This window comes from Vibrio sp. 10N.286.49.B3, from assembly GCF_002873395.1.
In the GTDB taxonomy this organism is placed as follows: domain Bacteria; phylum Pseudomonadota; class Gammaproteobacteria; order Enterobacterales; family Vibrionaceae; genus Vibrio.
Window position 1 is genome coordinate 1 of record NZ_MCUV01000002.1, and the last position, 13,875, is coordinate 13,875.

Sequence of the window (13,875 nt, forward strand, 5' to 3'; positions counted from 1 at the left end):
GTAGCTAAAATCTTCGCTTAAGATTTGACTAATACCTATAAAAAAGGGCATCATTTGATGCCCTTTTTCTGCGCTAAATAAAAGTTCATTTTATTTTTGACAAATGAAATGAGTATTAGCAAAGAATTCTACGACTTAGATGTTATTCTTAGTCGTTAAATGTGTTGTATTACAACGCAAAGGAATGTGCCCTGCAACAGCGGGGTTATTGTCGTCTATAATAAAGACTTATCACAGGTTGGTTTTATGAAAGCAAACGCTGAAACTCCTGATAGCTCAAGTGCAGCAGATACATTGAAGTGGGTAGTCGCTTTTGCTCTGTTAGCCGCCGCTGTTGTGGGTAATTACCTGTATGGTGAATTGTCTGTTGTAATTCGCGCTGCAGGTGTTGTCGTTCTTATTGCTGGTGCTCTTGGAGTTGCCGCAACAACAACAAAAGGTAAAGCTGCTATCGCTTTTGCTCAAGAGTCTCGAGTAGAAGTTCGTAAAGTGGTTTGGCCGACACGTCAAGAGACGATGCAAACGTCTTTGATTGTATTAGCTGTATGTATTGTAATGTCTTTAGTGCTATGGGGCATTGACGGAATTATGGTTCGTCTTGTTGCATTAGCTACTGGGATTTGAGGGTTCTAATTCATGAGTGAAGCTCCGAAAAAACGTTGGTATGTAGTTCAGGCATTTTCTGGCTATGAAGGTCGTGTATCTCAATCGCTACGCGAACACATCAAGATGCACAACATGGAAGAATTATTTGGTGACGTACTCGTTCCTACTGAAGAAGTAGTTGAAATGCGTGCTGGCCAACGTCGCAAAAGTGAACGTAAGTTCTTTCCTGGCTATGTGTTAGTGCAAATGATCATGAATGATGAATCATGGCACTTAGTACGTAGTATTCCTCGTGTAATGGGCTTCATTGGTGGTACCTCTGACCGTCCTGCTCCGATCACAGATAAAGAAGCTGACGCTATCTTAAATCGTTTAGAGAAAGCGAGCGAAGCTCCACGTCCTAAGACGATGTTTGAAGCTGGTGAAATTGTTCGTGTGAACGATGGTCCATTCGCTGACTTTAACGGTACTGTTGAAGAAGTGGATTACGAGAAAAGCCGCATTAAAGTGTCTGTTTCGATCTTCGGTCGAGCAACACCTGTTGAGCTTGAATTCGGTCAAGTTGAAAAACTTGATTAAAAAGTCGCCTTTTAGACTTGTTAAAGGTGCGAAATGTGATTATAATTTCGCGCCTTTTTGTTAACGGGGAGCTTACCTAGTTAGGTTGGCGTTTGAACCCAAATTTTAGGAAATATCATGGCTAAGAAAGTTGAAGCTTATATCAAACTGCAAGTTGCAGCTGGTATGGCAAACCCAAGTCCACCGGTTGGTCCTGCTCTAGGTCAACACGGTGTAAACATCATGGAATTCTGTAAAGCGTTTAACGCACGTACAGAATCTGTTGAGAAAGGTCTACCTACTCCAGTAGTTATTACTGTATACAGTGACCGTTCTTTCACGTTTGTAACTAAGACTCCACCTGCTGCTGTTCTTCTTAAGAAAGCTGCTGGCGTTAAGTCTGGTTCTGGCCGTCCAAACACTGAGAAAGTTGGTACTGTTACTGACGCTCAAGTGCAAGAGATTGCTGAAACTAAAGCTGCAGATATGACTGGCGCAGACATCGAAGCGATGAAGCGTTCTATCGCGGGTACTGCTCGTTCAATGGGCCTAGTGGTAGAGGGTTAATATAATGGCTAAACTTACTAAGCGTATGCGCGTAATCCGCGACAAAGTTGACGCAACTAAAGAATACGAAATCAATGAAGCTGTAGCTCTTCTTAAAGAACTTGCAACTGCTAAATTCGTAGAAAGCGTTGACGTAGCTATCAATCTTGGCATTGATGCTCGTAAATCTGACCAAAACGTTCGTGGCGCAACTGTGCTACCTCACGGTACTGGCCGTGAAATCCGCGTTGCTGTTTTCACTCAAGGTGCAAACGCAGAAGCTGCTAAAGCGGCTGGCGCAGATATCGTTGGTATGGAAGATCTTGCTGAGCAAGTTAAGAAAGGCGTAATGGACTTTGACGTTGTTGTTGCTTCTCCAGATGCAATGCGCGTTGTTGGTCAACTAGGTACAATCCTAGGTCCACGCGGTCTAATGCCAAACCCTAAAGTTGGTACTGTAACTCCTAACGTTGCTCAAGCAGTTAAAAATGCTAAAGCTGGTCAGGTTCGTTACCGTAACGACAAAAACGGCATCATCCACACTACTATCGGTAAAGCATCTTTCGAAGCTAACCAGCTTCAAGAGAACCTAGAAGCTCTTCTAGTTGCTCTTAAGAAAGCTAAACCGTCTTCAGCGAAAGGCGTTTTCCTGAAGAAAGTAAGCATCTCTACTACTATGGGTGCTGGTGTTGCTGTTGAACAGGGTAGCCTGAACACTCAAGCAAACTAATTTGATTTGGTGCGAAATTAGTGTATAATCTCGCGCCTAATTATTGTGGTTGGGATGGTTGTTAAATTCGTTTTTTAACCATCTCCGTCCAAGACCGTAGGCGCTTAAATTGACTATCTTCGGATGACAAATTTGAGCTTAATAAAACCTGCGTAGACGGTGCCCGAACTAAGAATGTTATTTTAAAATAATATTTGGAGGGAATGCACCGTATAACTCTCATTACAGTATTTGTAGTGAGTGGTGTAATCACAACCCAGAGGTTAATCCAAATGGCTTTAAATCTTCAAGACAAAAAAGCAATTGTTGCTGAAGTCAACGAAGCAGCCAGTGGTGCACTTTCTGCAGTTGTAGCTGACTCTCGTGGCGTTCCTGTTGGTGCTATGACTTCTCTACGTAAACAAGCTCGTGAAGCTGGTGTTTACATGCGAGTTGTTCGTAACACTCTAGCACGCCGTGCAGTAGAAGGTACTCAGTACGAGTGTCTACAAGACACATTTACTGGTCCTAGCCTACTAGCGTTCTCTAACGAGCACCCAGGTGCTGCAGCGCGTCTTTTCAAAGACTTCGCTAAAGAGAACAAAGCATTTGAGATCAAAGCTGCTGCTTTTGAAGGCGTAGTTACTGATGCTGATGTACTAGCGACACTACCAACTTACGACGAAGCAATCGCACGCCTAATGATGTGCATGAAAGAAGCTTCTGCTGGTAAACTGGTACGTACTATCGCTGCTGTTCGTGATCAAAAAGAAGAAGTTGCGGCATAAGCCCTAGCTATTCATTGATTACTATTTATACTTATTGTTGACTTAAAAGAGAATTGTTATGTCTATTACTAACGAGCAAATCCTAGACGCAGTTGCAGAAATGTCTGTAATGCAAGTTGTTGAGCTTATCGAAGCTATGGAAGAGAAATTCGGTGTAACTGCTGCTGCTGCAGTAGTTGCAGGCGGCGCAGCTGCAGAAGCAGCTGAAGAGCAAACTGAATTCGACGTTGTACTTACAGCTGTTGGTCCAAACAAAGTTGCTGTTATCAAAGCAGTACGTGGCGCAACTGGCCTAGGTCTTAAAGAAGCTAAAGGTCTTGTAGACTCAGCTCCAGCACCTCTTAAAGAAGGCGTTGAAAAAGCTGAAGCTGAAGGTCTTAAAGCTCAGCTTGAAGAAGCAGGCGCTTCTGTTGAAATCAAATAATTATTATTTGACTTCTTAGCCTAACGGCTAATGGCTGGTGGTTTATTAACCACCGGCCTTTTTGCGCTGTAGGGTATTGGTGAATTTTCCGCTGTTTACACCACTACTTGAGCAAAATATATTTCACGGTAACTCAGTGAAATATTACTACCATAGAAACAGTTGTTAGTCTCTGTCCCTTTCTTTTGAGAATGTTTTGGACAGTTTGGGTCACTTATCAGCGAGCTGAGGAACCCCATGGTTTACTCTTATACCGAGAAAAAGCGCATCCGTAAGGACTTTGGTACTCGTCCACAAGTATTGGACATTCCATACCTGCTATCGATCCAGCTTGATTCATTCGATAAATTTATCGAACAGGATCCTGAAGGACAATACGGTCTTGAGGCTGCTTTTCGTTCTGTATTTCCTATTCAGAGCTACAACGGCAATTCCGAGCTGCAATACGTTAGCTATCGTCTTGGTGAGCCAGTTTTTGATGTTAAAGAATGTCAAATCCGTGGTGTAACTTATTCAAAACCTCTACGCGTTAAACTACGCCTAGTTATTTTTGACCGAGATGCACCGGCAGGTACTGTAAAAGACATTAAAGAACAAGAAGTCTACATGGGCGAAATTCCGCTTATGACAGACAACGGTACCTTTGTTATTAATGGTACTGAGAGGGTTATCGTATCCCAGCTGCATAGAAGTCCAGGCGTATTCTTCGACAGCGATAAGGGTAAGACCCACTCATCTGGTAAAGTTCTTTATAACGCACGTGTTATTCCTTACCGCGGCTCATGGTTAGACTTTGAGTTCGATCCTAAGGATAACTTGTACGTACGTATTGACCGTCGTCGTAAGTTACCTGCGTCGATCATCCTTCGTGCACTTGGCAAGACGACAGAAGAGATCCTAGAGACCTTCTTCGAGACTGTTAACTTCGAAGTGAAAGACCAAACTCTATTAATGGAGCTTGTTCCTGATCGTCTACGTGGTGAAACTGCATCATTTGACATTGAAGCAAATGGTAAGACTTACGTTGAAACTGGTCGTCGTGTAACTGCCCGTCACATCCGTCAGCTTGAAAAAGATGGCGTTGAGTACATCGAAGTACCAGTTGAGTACATCGTGGGTAAAGTTGCATCGAAAGATTACATCAATGAAGCAACAGGCGAGATCATTGTTGGTGCAAACCACGAAATCAGCCTTGAAGCTTTAGCGAATCTTTCTCAAGCAGGTTACAAGAGCTTACAAGTATTGTTCACAAATGACCTAGATAATGGTTCATTTATTTCCGATACACTACGCGTTGACAGCACTGTTGACCGTATTTCAGCACTTGTAGAAATCTATCGTATGATGCGCCCTGGTGAGCCACCTACGAAAGAAGCTGCTGAGTCATTGTTTGAAAGCCTATTCTTCGCAGAAGAGCGTTACGACCTATCGACTGTTGGTCGTATGAAGTTTAACAGCTCTATCGAACGTGAAGATGCTGGTGAACAAGGCACACTAGACGAAACCGACATCATCGAAGTGATGAAGAAACTGATCGGCATCCGTAACGGTAAAGGCGAAGTGGACGATATCGACCACCTTGGCAACCGTCGTATCCGTTCTGTTGGTGAAATGGCAGAAAACCAATTCCGTGTTGGTCTAGTTCGTGTTGAACGTGCAGTGAAAGAGCGCCTAAGCCTTGGTGATCTTGATGCTATCATGCCTCAAGACCTAATCAATGCTAAGCCTATTTCAGCAGCCGTTAAAGAATTCTTTGGTTCTTCACAGCTTTCACAGTTTATGGATCAGAACAACCCATTGTCAGAAGTAACGCATAAGCGTCGTATTTCTGCTTTAGGTCCTGGTGGTCTAACTCGTGAACGTGCTGGCTTTGAGGTACGTGATGTACACGTAACTCACTACGGTCGTCTATGTCCGATCGAAACGCCGGAAGGTCCAAACATCGGTCTAATTAACTCACTATCTGCATTTGCACGTTGTAATGATTTCGGTTTCCTTGAAACCCCATATCGTCGTGTTGTTGATGGTGTAGTAACGGATGAAGTTGATTACCTATCTGCTATCCAAGAAGGTCAGTTTGTTATCGCTCAGGCGAATGCTGTTCTTGCTGAAGATGGTACGTTTACTGATGAGCTGATCACTGCTCGTCAGAAAGGTGAATCTGGTCTTCACCCACGCGACCATGTTAACTACATGGACGTTGCAACAAACCAAGTAGTATCTATCGCTGCTTCGCTTATCCCGTTCCTAGAACACGATGATGCGAACCGTGCATTGATGGGTGCGAACATGCAACGTCAAGCGGTACCAACTCTACGTGCTGATAAGCCGTTAGTAGGTACTGGTATCGAACGTAACGTAGCGGTTGACTCAGGTGTAACTGCAGTTGCTAAACGTGGTGGTATGATTCAGTCAGTTGACGCGTCTCGTATCGTAGTTAAGGTTAATGAAAATGAATTGGTACCTGGCGAAGCTGGTATCGACATTTACAACCTAACTAAGTACACACGTTCGAACCAAAATACATGTATCAACCAACGCCCAACCGTGCTACCTGGTGAACCAGTATCACGTGGTGATGTTATTGCTGATGGTCCTTCAACAGACCTTGGTGAGCTAGCGCTTGGTCAAAACATGCGTATCGCATTTATGCCTTGGAATGGTTATAACTTCGAAGACTCGATCTTAGTATCTGAGCGCGTAGTTCAAGAAGACCGTTTCACGACTATCCACATCCAAGAACTATCTTGTGTGGCTCGTGATACTAAGCTGGGTTCTGAAGAGATCACTGCTGATATTCCAAACGTAGGTGAATCTGCTCTATCTAAACTAGATGAGTCAGGTATCGTTTACATTGGTGCTGAAGTTAAGGGTGGCGACATCCTAGTTGGTAAAGTAACCCCTAAAGGTGAAACTCAACTAACTCCTGAAGAGAAGCTACTACGTGCTATCTTCGGTGAAAAAGCATCAGATGTTAAAGATACATCACTACGTGTACCTAACTCGATTTCAGGTACGATCATTGATGTTCAAGTTTTCACTCGCGATGGCGTAGAGAAAGACAAGCGTGCGCTTGAAATTGAACAAATGCAGCTGAAAGATGCGAAGAAAGACTTAACTGAAGAGTTCCAAATTCTTGAAGGTGGTCTACTTGCACGTGTTCGCGCTGTACTTATCAATGGTGGTTACTCGGAAGAGAAACTGGATACTATCGATCGTAAGAGATGGCTAGAACTAACGCTAGACGACGACGCACTTCAAACACAGCTTGAGCAACTTGCTGAGCAGTGGGACGAGCTTAAGTCTGACTTCGATACGAAGTTTGAGACTAAACGTCGTAAAATCACTCAAGGTGATGATCTAGCGCCTGGCGTACTGAAAATCGTTAAAGTTTACCTAGCGGTTAAACGTCGTATTCAGCCTGGTGATAAAATGGCCGGTCGTCACGGTAACAAAGGTGTAATCTCTAAGATTAACCCTGTTGAAGACATGCCATACGATGAAAAAGGTCAGCCTGTAGACATCGTACTTAACCCACTGGGTGTACCATCGCGTATGAACATCGGTCAGATCCTAGAAGTACACTTAGGTCTGGCTGCTAAAGGTATCGGTGATAAGATCAACCAAATGCTGAAAGAGCAACAAGAACTGCATAAGTTCCGTAGCTTCTTACAGAAGGTTTATGATCTAGGCGATACTCGTCAAAAAGTTGATATTGCAGAACTTTCTGATGATCAAGTTCGTACCTTGATTAAGAACCTACGTGGCGGTCTACCGATTGCTACGCCTGTGTTCGATGGTGCCTCTGAAGAGTTAATCAAAGAGCTATTGAAGTTAGGTGACCTACCAGAATCTGGTCAACTTAAATTGTTTGATGGCCGCACAGGTGATCAGTTTGAGCGTCCTGTAACCGTTGGTTACATGTACATGCTGAAACTAAACCACCTTGTTGATGACAAGATGCACGCTCGTTCAACTGGCTCTTACAGCCTAGTAACTCAGCAACCACTTGGTGGTAAAGCTCAGTTCGGTGGACAACGTTTTGGTGAGATGGAAGTGTGGGCACTAGAAGCATACGGTGCTGCATATACTCTACAAGAAATGTTGACTGTTAAGTCAGATGACGTGAATGGCCGTACTAAGATGTATAAGAACATCGTAGATGGCGATCACAGCATGGAACCTGGTATGCCAGAATCATTCAACGTATTGTTGAAAGAGATTCGCTCGCTAGGTATCAACATCGAGCTAGAAGATAAAGAGTAATCCTTCGGGGTTATTTGTTAGAAGGCGCTCGCCGAGCGCCTTTTCACTCCTTACAGGGGCTGATCGTGAAAGACTTATTAAACTTTCTAAAAGCACAGCATAAGACCGAAGAATTTGATGCAATCAAAATCGGTCTTTCTTCACCTGACATGATTCGTTCATGGTCATTTGGTGAAGTTAAAAAACCAGAGACAATTAACTATCGTACGTTCAAGCCTGAGCGCGATGGTCTATTCTGTGCGCGTATTTTTGGTCCAGTAAAAGACTACGAATGTCTTTGTGGCAAATATAAGCGTCTGAAACACCGTGGTGTTATCTGTGAGAAGTGTGGCGTAGAAGTTACACAGACTAAAGTTCGTCGTGACCGTATGGGCCACATCGAGCTAGCCTCACCAGTTGCTCACATCTGGTTCTTAAAATCACTACCGTCTCGTATCGGTTTGTTAATGGATATCCCACTGCGTGATATCGAACGCGTACTTTACTTTGAAATGTACGTAGTAACAGAACCTGGTATGACTGATCTAGAAAAATCTCAGATGCTTACTGAAGAAGAGTATCTGGATCGCCTAGAAGAGTGGGGTGATGAGTTCACGGCTAAAATGGGTGCAGAAGCGATCAAAGATCTGCTGTCTACTATGGACATGCACGCTGAAGCAGAACAAATGCGCGAAGAGTTAGAAACAACAAACTCTGAAACTAAGCGTAAAAAAATCACGAAGCGTCTGAAGCTTGTTGAAGCGTTCATTATGTCGGGCAATGACCCACAATGGATGATTCTTACTGTGCTTCCGGTACTTCCGCCAGATCTTCGTCCTCTAGTACCACTAGATGGCGGTCGTTTTGCGACTTCTGATCTGAACGACCTTTACCGTCGTGTGATTAACCGTAACAACCGTTTGAAGCGTCTTCTAGAGCTAGCTGCTCCGGACATCATCGTACGTAACGAAAAGCGTATGCTGCAAGAGTCTGTTGATGCGCTACTTGATAACGGTCGTCGTGGTCGTGCAATCACAGGTTCGAACAAGCGTCCTCTGAAATCTCTTGCTGATATGATCAAGGGTAAACAAGGTCGTTTCCGTCAAAACCTTCTAGGTAAACGTGTAGACTACTCTGGCCGTTCTGTTATCACAGTTGGTCCATACCTACGTCTACATCAGTGTGGTCTTCCTAAGAAGATGGCACTTGAGCTATTCAAGCCATTTATCTACAGCAAGCTAGAAAGTCGCGGCATGGCTACGACAATCAAAGCAGCTAAGAAAATGGTTGAGCGTGAAGAAGCTATCGTATGGGATATCCTAGACGAAGTAATTCGCGAACACCCAGTACTATTGAACCGTGCACCAACACTTCACCGTCTTGGTATTCAAGCGTTCGAACCAGTACTAATCGAAGGTAAAGCGATTCAGCTTCACCCACTAGTGTGTGCGGCATATAACGCCGACTTCGATGGTGACCAAATGGCGGTACACGTACCTCTAACTTTGGAAGCTCAGCTAGAAGCTCGTACCCTAATGATGTCGACGAATAACATTCTGTCGCCAGCATCAGGTGATCCGATCATCGTACCTTCTCAGGACGTTGTCTTGGGTCTTTACTACATGACACGTGATAAAATCAACGTGAAAGGTGAAGGTATGTACTTTGCCGGCCCTGAAGAGGCTGAAAAAGCATACCGTACTAAGAATGCTGAGCTACACGCTCGCGTTAAAGTACGTATCACTGAAACTGTAGTTGATGAAGATGGCAATAGCACAACGAACACCGGTCTAGTTGATACTACCGTTGGTCGTGCAATGTTATGGCAAATCGTACCATCAGGTCTTCCGTACAGCATCGTTAACCAAAAGCTAGGTAAGAAGCAAATTTCTAACCTACTAAACGAGTGTTACCGTAAGCTTGGTCTTAAAGATACAGTAGTATTTGCTGACCAAATTATGTACGCAGGTTTTGCATACGCTGCACTGTCTGGTGTTTCTGTTGGTATCGACGATATGGTTGTACCACAAGCGAAATACGACGAAATTGAAGCTGCTGAAGAAGAAGTTCGTGAAATCCAAGAGCAATTCCAATCTGGTCTTGTTACTGCGGGTGAGCGTTACAACAAAGTTATCGATATCTGGGCGTCTACCAACGACCGCGTAGCAAAAGCTATGATGGATAACCTATCTTCTGAAACAGTAATCAACCGTGACGGTGAAGAAGAGCAACAAGAGTCGTTTAACAGCATCTACATGATGGCTGACTCGGGCGCTCGTGGTTCTGCTGCACAGATTCGTCAGCTAGCGGGTATGCGTGGTCTGATGGCGCGTCCAGATGGTTCAATCATCGAAACGCCAATCACTGCGAACTTTAAAGAAGGTCTAAACGTCCTTCAGTACTTTATCTCAACGCACGGTGCTCGTAAGGGTCTTGCGGATACAGCACTGAAAACAGCTAACTCGGGTTACCTAACTCGTCGTCTAGTAGACGTTGCTCAAGACGTTGTTGTTCACGAACATGACTGTGGCACTCACGAAGGTATCGACATGATGCCTCACATCGAAGGTGGTGACGTTAAAGTTGCACTTTCTGAGCTAGCTCTTGGTCGTGTAGTAGCAGAAGATGTTATCAAGCCTGGTACTGAAGAAGTACTGATTCCACGTAATACTCTAATTGATGAGAAGTGGTGTCAAATCATGGAAGAGAACTCTGTAGATAGCATGAAAGTGCGCTCAGTAGTTACCTGTGATGCTGACTTCGGTTGTTGTGCACAGTGTTACGGTCGTGACCTAGCACGTGGTCACCTAGTGAACCAAGGTGAAGCAGTTGGTGTTATCGCTGCACAATCTATCGGTGAACCTGGTACACAGCTAACGATGCGTACGTTCCACATCGGTGGTGCTGCATCTACTGCTGCGGCAGAGAACAACATCCAAGCTAAGACAACGGGTACTGTGAAGCTTCACAATGCTAAGTTTGTAATTAACAACGATAAGAAACTGGTTATCACTTCTCGTGCATCTGAGATGACGATTATTGATGAGTTCGGTCGTACTAAAGAGAAGCATAAACTTCCTTACGGTTCGATTCTGAGCAAAGCAGACAACGATTCAGTGGAAGCTGGTGAAGTTGTAGCTAACTGGGAAGCGCACACCATGCCAATCATCACTGAAGTGGCAGGTCGCATTCAATTCGTTGATATGATCGACGGTGTAACAGTTGCTCGCCAAACAGATGATCTAACAGGTCTATCTTCAAGTGAAGTAACTGATCCAGCAGCTCGTCCAGCAGCAGGTAAAGATATGCGTCCAGCTATCAAACTTGTTGATGCACAAGGTAACGACGTAATGATCCCTGGTACTGATATGCCAGCTCACTACTTCCTACCTGGTAAGGCGATTGTTAACATCGAAGATGGCGCTGAAGTTGGCATTGGTGACACGTTATCTCGTATCCCTCAGAAATCTGGCGGAAACAAAGATATCACCGGTGGTCTACCACGCGTAGCAGACTTATTTGAAGCTCGTAAACCAAAAGAGCCTGCAATTCTTGCTGAACACTCAGGTACTGTGTCGTTCGGTAAAGAAACAAAAGGTAAGCGTCGCTTAATTATCACTCGTGAGGGTGGTGATACATACGAAGAGATGATTCCTAAACACCGTCAATTGAACGTATTTGAAGGTGAGAAGATCGAACGTGGTGACGTTATTTCTGATGGTCCAGAGACTCCACATGATATCCTACGTTTACGTGGTATCCGTGCAGTAACTCAGTACATCGCAAATGAAGTACAAGAAGTATACCGTCTACAAGGCGTTAAGATTAACGATAAGCACATTGAGACTATCGTTCGTCAAATGCTTCGTAAGTGTACTATTACTCATTCTGGCGACTCTGAGTTCCTACCTGGCGAACAGGTTGAGTACCATAACGTTAAGATTGCTAACCGTAAGCTAGAAGCTGAAGGTAAAGAACTAGTAGGTTTCGAACGTGATCTACTAGGTATTACTAAAGCATCTCTTGCAACTGAGTCATTTATCTCAGCAGCATCATTCCAAGAAACGACTCGCGTACTAACAGAAGCTGCGGTTTCTGGTAAGCGTGATGATCTTCGTGGTCTGAAAGAGAACGTTATTGTTGGTCGCTTGATCCCAGCTGGTACTGGTTTCGCGTATCACCAAGATCGTCAAAAGCAGCGTTTAGAGCAAGAAGGTCCATCTGCTGAACAAGCAACAGATAACCTAGCGGCACTATTAAATGCAGGTTTTTCAGGCGAATAAGTCTTGAGTTGAACCGATAAGAAAAAAGGCACCGAAAGGTGCCTTTTTTGTATTTGTCATTTACGTATTATCAAGTGACAGCTATTCATATTAAGATTATTTAATATGAATTACGCCCCTGGTGGTATCGTTAAACTGTCTGCAATGAGTTGAATTAAATGGTCTTCAACTTCAAAACGTAGCTCAATCAATTCGCCCATCTTCGATAAATCCTGCTCAAAGTCGCTCAATTCATCGTCTTTTACTACTTGCGCATACTTGTCATTAAAATTGAGTAACGGTTCAGTCGTTAACACTATTTTAGCGTAAGTGCTGCTGATCTCATCTGTCGCTTTAAAACCAGTAGAACGCCATCTATCCATGACCATATCATAAATTTTAAAGTGTCCTTCAGAAATGTAATCAATGAGATGCTGGCAGAAAGATTGTAGCTCTTTTGGGGAGGGTAACTCAGTCACCGCGCTTTTTGCAGAGCTAGGCTGTAGAGCTGCAAGTTGGCAAAACTCCACAATTAAGTCTTGGCGAGTCTCTAACCAATGATCAATAACCTCATTGGAGCCACCCCATTGTTCTTGTACTTGATTAAATTTATTTAGCATGACCATGTCCTCATGATCTGACCCCAATACAGGTGATCATCTTTCTTTGCTAGGCAAAGGATCCGTGTGAGATGTAAATATCGAATTTCACTAAAAATACATAGCTTAAAAGTGCATAAAGCTTCATTCTAGTATGAAATTAGATTGCCAGTAAAATGGATGAACTGCAAGTAATGAGGGTCTTAAATGTTAAAAAAAAGTGACAAAAGCCACAAGGAACTGGCTTATTGGTGTGTTGTTTCTGGAAGTGCAGTTTGGCTGATAGATGATAACTTACCCTTTGGAGAGGCAAGTGATGTAGGGCTAAGCATTGAGAGTTCTCTCATTATCGGCGAGCATTTAGGTTATCCCGTTCGCTGGCTCAATGAGGAGCAATTAGACCAATCTCTGCCTCTCACCTCATTAAAGGCACTAATTACCTGGCCAGAGCCTCTATTCCTACTGGTTAGTAAGGCTATTCAATATGGCCATATGTTGCAATCAATGCGCTTCTGTCCTCAATGCGGCGCAAGAAATCATTTAAATCACAATCAAATCGCCATGCAATGTGGGGAGTGCCGCACCTTACATTACCCTCGCATCTTTCCATGTATCATCATTGCAGTACGAAAAGAACAGCAGATTTTGCTCGCTCAACACGCACGACATAAAACAGGCATGTATACTGTTATAGCAGGCTTTGTTGAGGTCGGAGAAACCTTAGAAGCGTGTGCTAAGCGAGAAGTGAAAGAGGAAACAGGCATTGATATCGATAATATTCGTTACTTTGGCAGTCAGCCGTGGGCATTTCCTAGCAGTCTGATGGTTGGGTTTATGGCGGACTATGCTGGTGGCACATTAAAGCCTGATGAATATGAGTTAACTGAGGCTCAATGGTTCCCTGTTGATAATTTACCTGATGTGGCACCTGTCGGTACGATTGCTAGGGCATTAATAGAACAGGTGCGTAAGGAAGTTGAGTCAGCATAGGTTTTATTTAGTGGTAATTAATGTCTATTTAGATAAAAAAAACCCTCCGGTAAAGGAGGGGGTAAGTAAGATGTCGTTATGAGATACTGAGGTTAGTCCCCAGATTATTATAATAAATTTCGCTAGCCAGGTGATTGTGGCAGCCCTT

The 13,875-nt window shown here is 43.8% G+C and carries 10 protein-coding genes; 9 read left to right on the forward strand and 1 reads right to left on the reverse strand.

From position 1 onward, the window contains the following. Positions 1-246: 246 nt before the first annotated feature. The 8 genes from secE (at position 247) to rpoC (ending at position 12,159) form a co-directional block, all read left to right on the forward strand. Positions 247-624 (forward strand): preprotein translocase subunit SecE, encoded by a 378-nt coding sequence (gene secE / locus BCU68_RS02200; RefSeq protein WP_102563279.1) that lies wholly within the window; start codon positions 247-249, stop codon positions 622-624. A gap of 12 nt (positions 625-636) precedes the next feature. After that, a complete protein-coding gene (nusG, locus tag BCU68_RS02205; RefSeq protein WP_102563174.1) occupies positions 637-1,185 on the forward strand; it encodes a transcription termination/antitermination protein NusG in 549 nt (182 codons plus the stop codon). A gap of 117 nt (positions 1,186-1,302) precedes the next feature. Then, positions 1,303-1,731 (forward strand): 50S ribosomal protein L11, encoded by a 429-nt coding sequence (gene rplK, locus BCU68_RS02210; protein ID WP_102563175.1) that lies wholly within the window; start codon positions 1,303-1,305, stop codon positions 1,729-1,731. Positions 1,732-1,735: 4 nt separating this feature from the next. After that, positions 1,736-2,440, forward strand: coding sequence for a 50S ribosomal protein L1 (gene rplA, locus BCU68_RS02215; RefSeq protein ID WP_102563176.1), 705 nt, complete (start codon positions 1,736-1,738; stop codon positions 2,438-2,440). Between the two features lie 272 nt (positions 2,441-2,712). Then, positions 2,713-3,207: a 50S ribosomal protein L10 gene (gene rplJ, locus BCU68_RS02220; RefSeq protein WP_102563177.1), complete on the forward strand. Its 495-nt coding sequence runs from the start codon at positions 2,713-2,715 to the stop codon at positions 3,205-3,207. 58 nt (positions 3,208-3,265) lie between these two features. Then, a complete protein-coding gene (gene rplL / locus BCU68_RS02225) occupies positions 3,266-3,631 on the forward strand; it encodes a 50S ribosomal protein L7/L12 (protein WP_102563178.1) in 366 nt (121 codons plus the stop codon). A gap of 237 nt (positions 3,632-3,868) precedes the next feature. After that, the gene (gene rpoB / locus BCU68_RS02230) at positions 3,869-7,897 is read left to right on the forward strand and encodes a DNA-directed RNA polymerase subunit beta (protein ID WP_102563179.1); all 4,029 of its coding nucleotides are present in this window, start codon (positions 3,869-3,871) and stop codon (positions 7,895-7,897) included. Positions 7,898-7,962: 65 nt separating this feature from the next. Further along, positions 7,963-12,159 (forward strand): DNA-directed RNA polymerase subunit beta', encoded by a 4,197-nt coding sequence (rpoC, locus tag BCU68_RS02235; protein ID WP_102563280.1) that lies wholly within the window; start codon positions 7,963-7,965, stop codon positions 12,157-12,159. A 110-nt stretch (positions 12,160-12,269) separates the two neighbouring features. On the opposite strand, the gene rsd is transcribed toward rpoC, so the two are convergent. Continuing rightward, positions 12,270-12,764: a sigma D regulator gene (gene rsd, locus BCU68_RS02240; RefSeq protein WP_102563180.1), complete on the reverse strand. Its 495-nt coding sequence runs from the start codon at positions 12,762-12,764 to the stop codon at positions 12,270-12,272. A gap of 180 nt (positions 12,765-12,944) precedes the next feature. Here rsd and nudC point away from each other — a divergent pair, with 180 nt between their 5' ends. Then, positions 12,945-13,727, forward strand: a complete 783-nt coding sequence (gene nudC, locus BCU68_RS02245; protein ID WP_102563181.1) for an NAD(+) diphosphatase — start codon at positions 12,945-12,947, stop codon at positions 13,725-13,727. The last annotated feature ends 148 nt before the right edge of the window (positions 13,728-13,875 follow it).

What these genes read in the sequence shown, in the direction of transcription:
- rplJ (WP_102563177.1), top strand. Translation starts at nt 2,713, where the DNA reads ATGGCTTTAAATCTTCAAGACAAAAAAGCAATTGTTGCTGAAGTCAAC.
- nudC (WP_102563181.1), top strand. Translation starts at nt 12,945, where the DNA reads ATGTTAAAAAAAAGTGACAAAAGCCACAAGGAACTGGCTTATTGGTGT.
- rplK (WP_102563175.1), top strand. Translation starts at nt 1,303, where the DNA reads ATGGCTAAGAAAGTTGAAGCTTATATCAAACTGCAAGTTGCAGCTGGT.
- nusG (WP_102563174.1), top strand. Translation starts at nt 637, where the DNA reads ATGAGTGAAGCTCCGAAAAAACGTTGGTATGTAGTTCAGGCATTTTCT.
- rplL (WP_102563178.1), top strand. Translation starts at nt 3,266, where the DNA reads ATGTCTATTACTAACGAGCAAATCCTAGACGCAGTTGCAGAAATGTCT.
- rplA (WP_102563176.1), top strand. Translation starts at nt 1,736, where the DNA reads ATGGCTAAACTTACTAAGCGTATGCGCGTAATCCGCGACAAAGTTGAC.
- rpoB (WP_102563179.1), top strand. Translation starts at nt 3,869, where the DNA reads ATGGTTTACTCTTATACCGAGAAAAAGCGCATCCGTAAGGACTTTGGT.
- rsd (WP_102563180.1), bottom strand. Translation starts at nt 12,764, where the DNA reads ATGGTCATGCTAAATAAATTTAATCAAGTACAAGAACAATGGGGTGGC.
- secE (WP_102563279.1), top strand. Translation starts at nt 247, where the DNA reads ATGAAAGCAAACGCTGAAACTCCTGATAGCTCAAGTGCAGCAGATACA.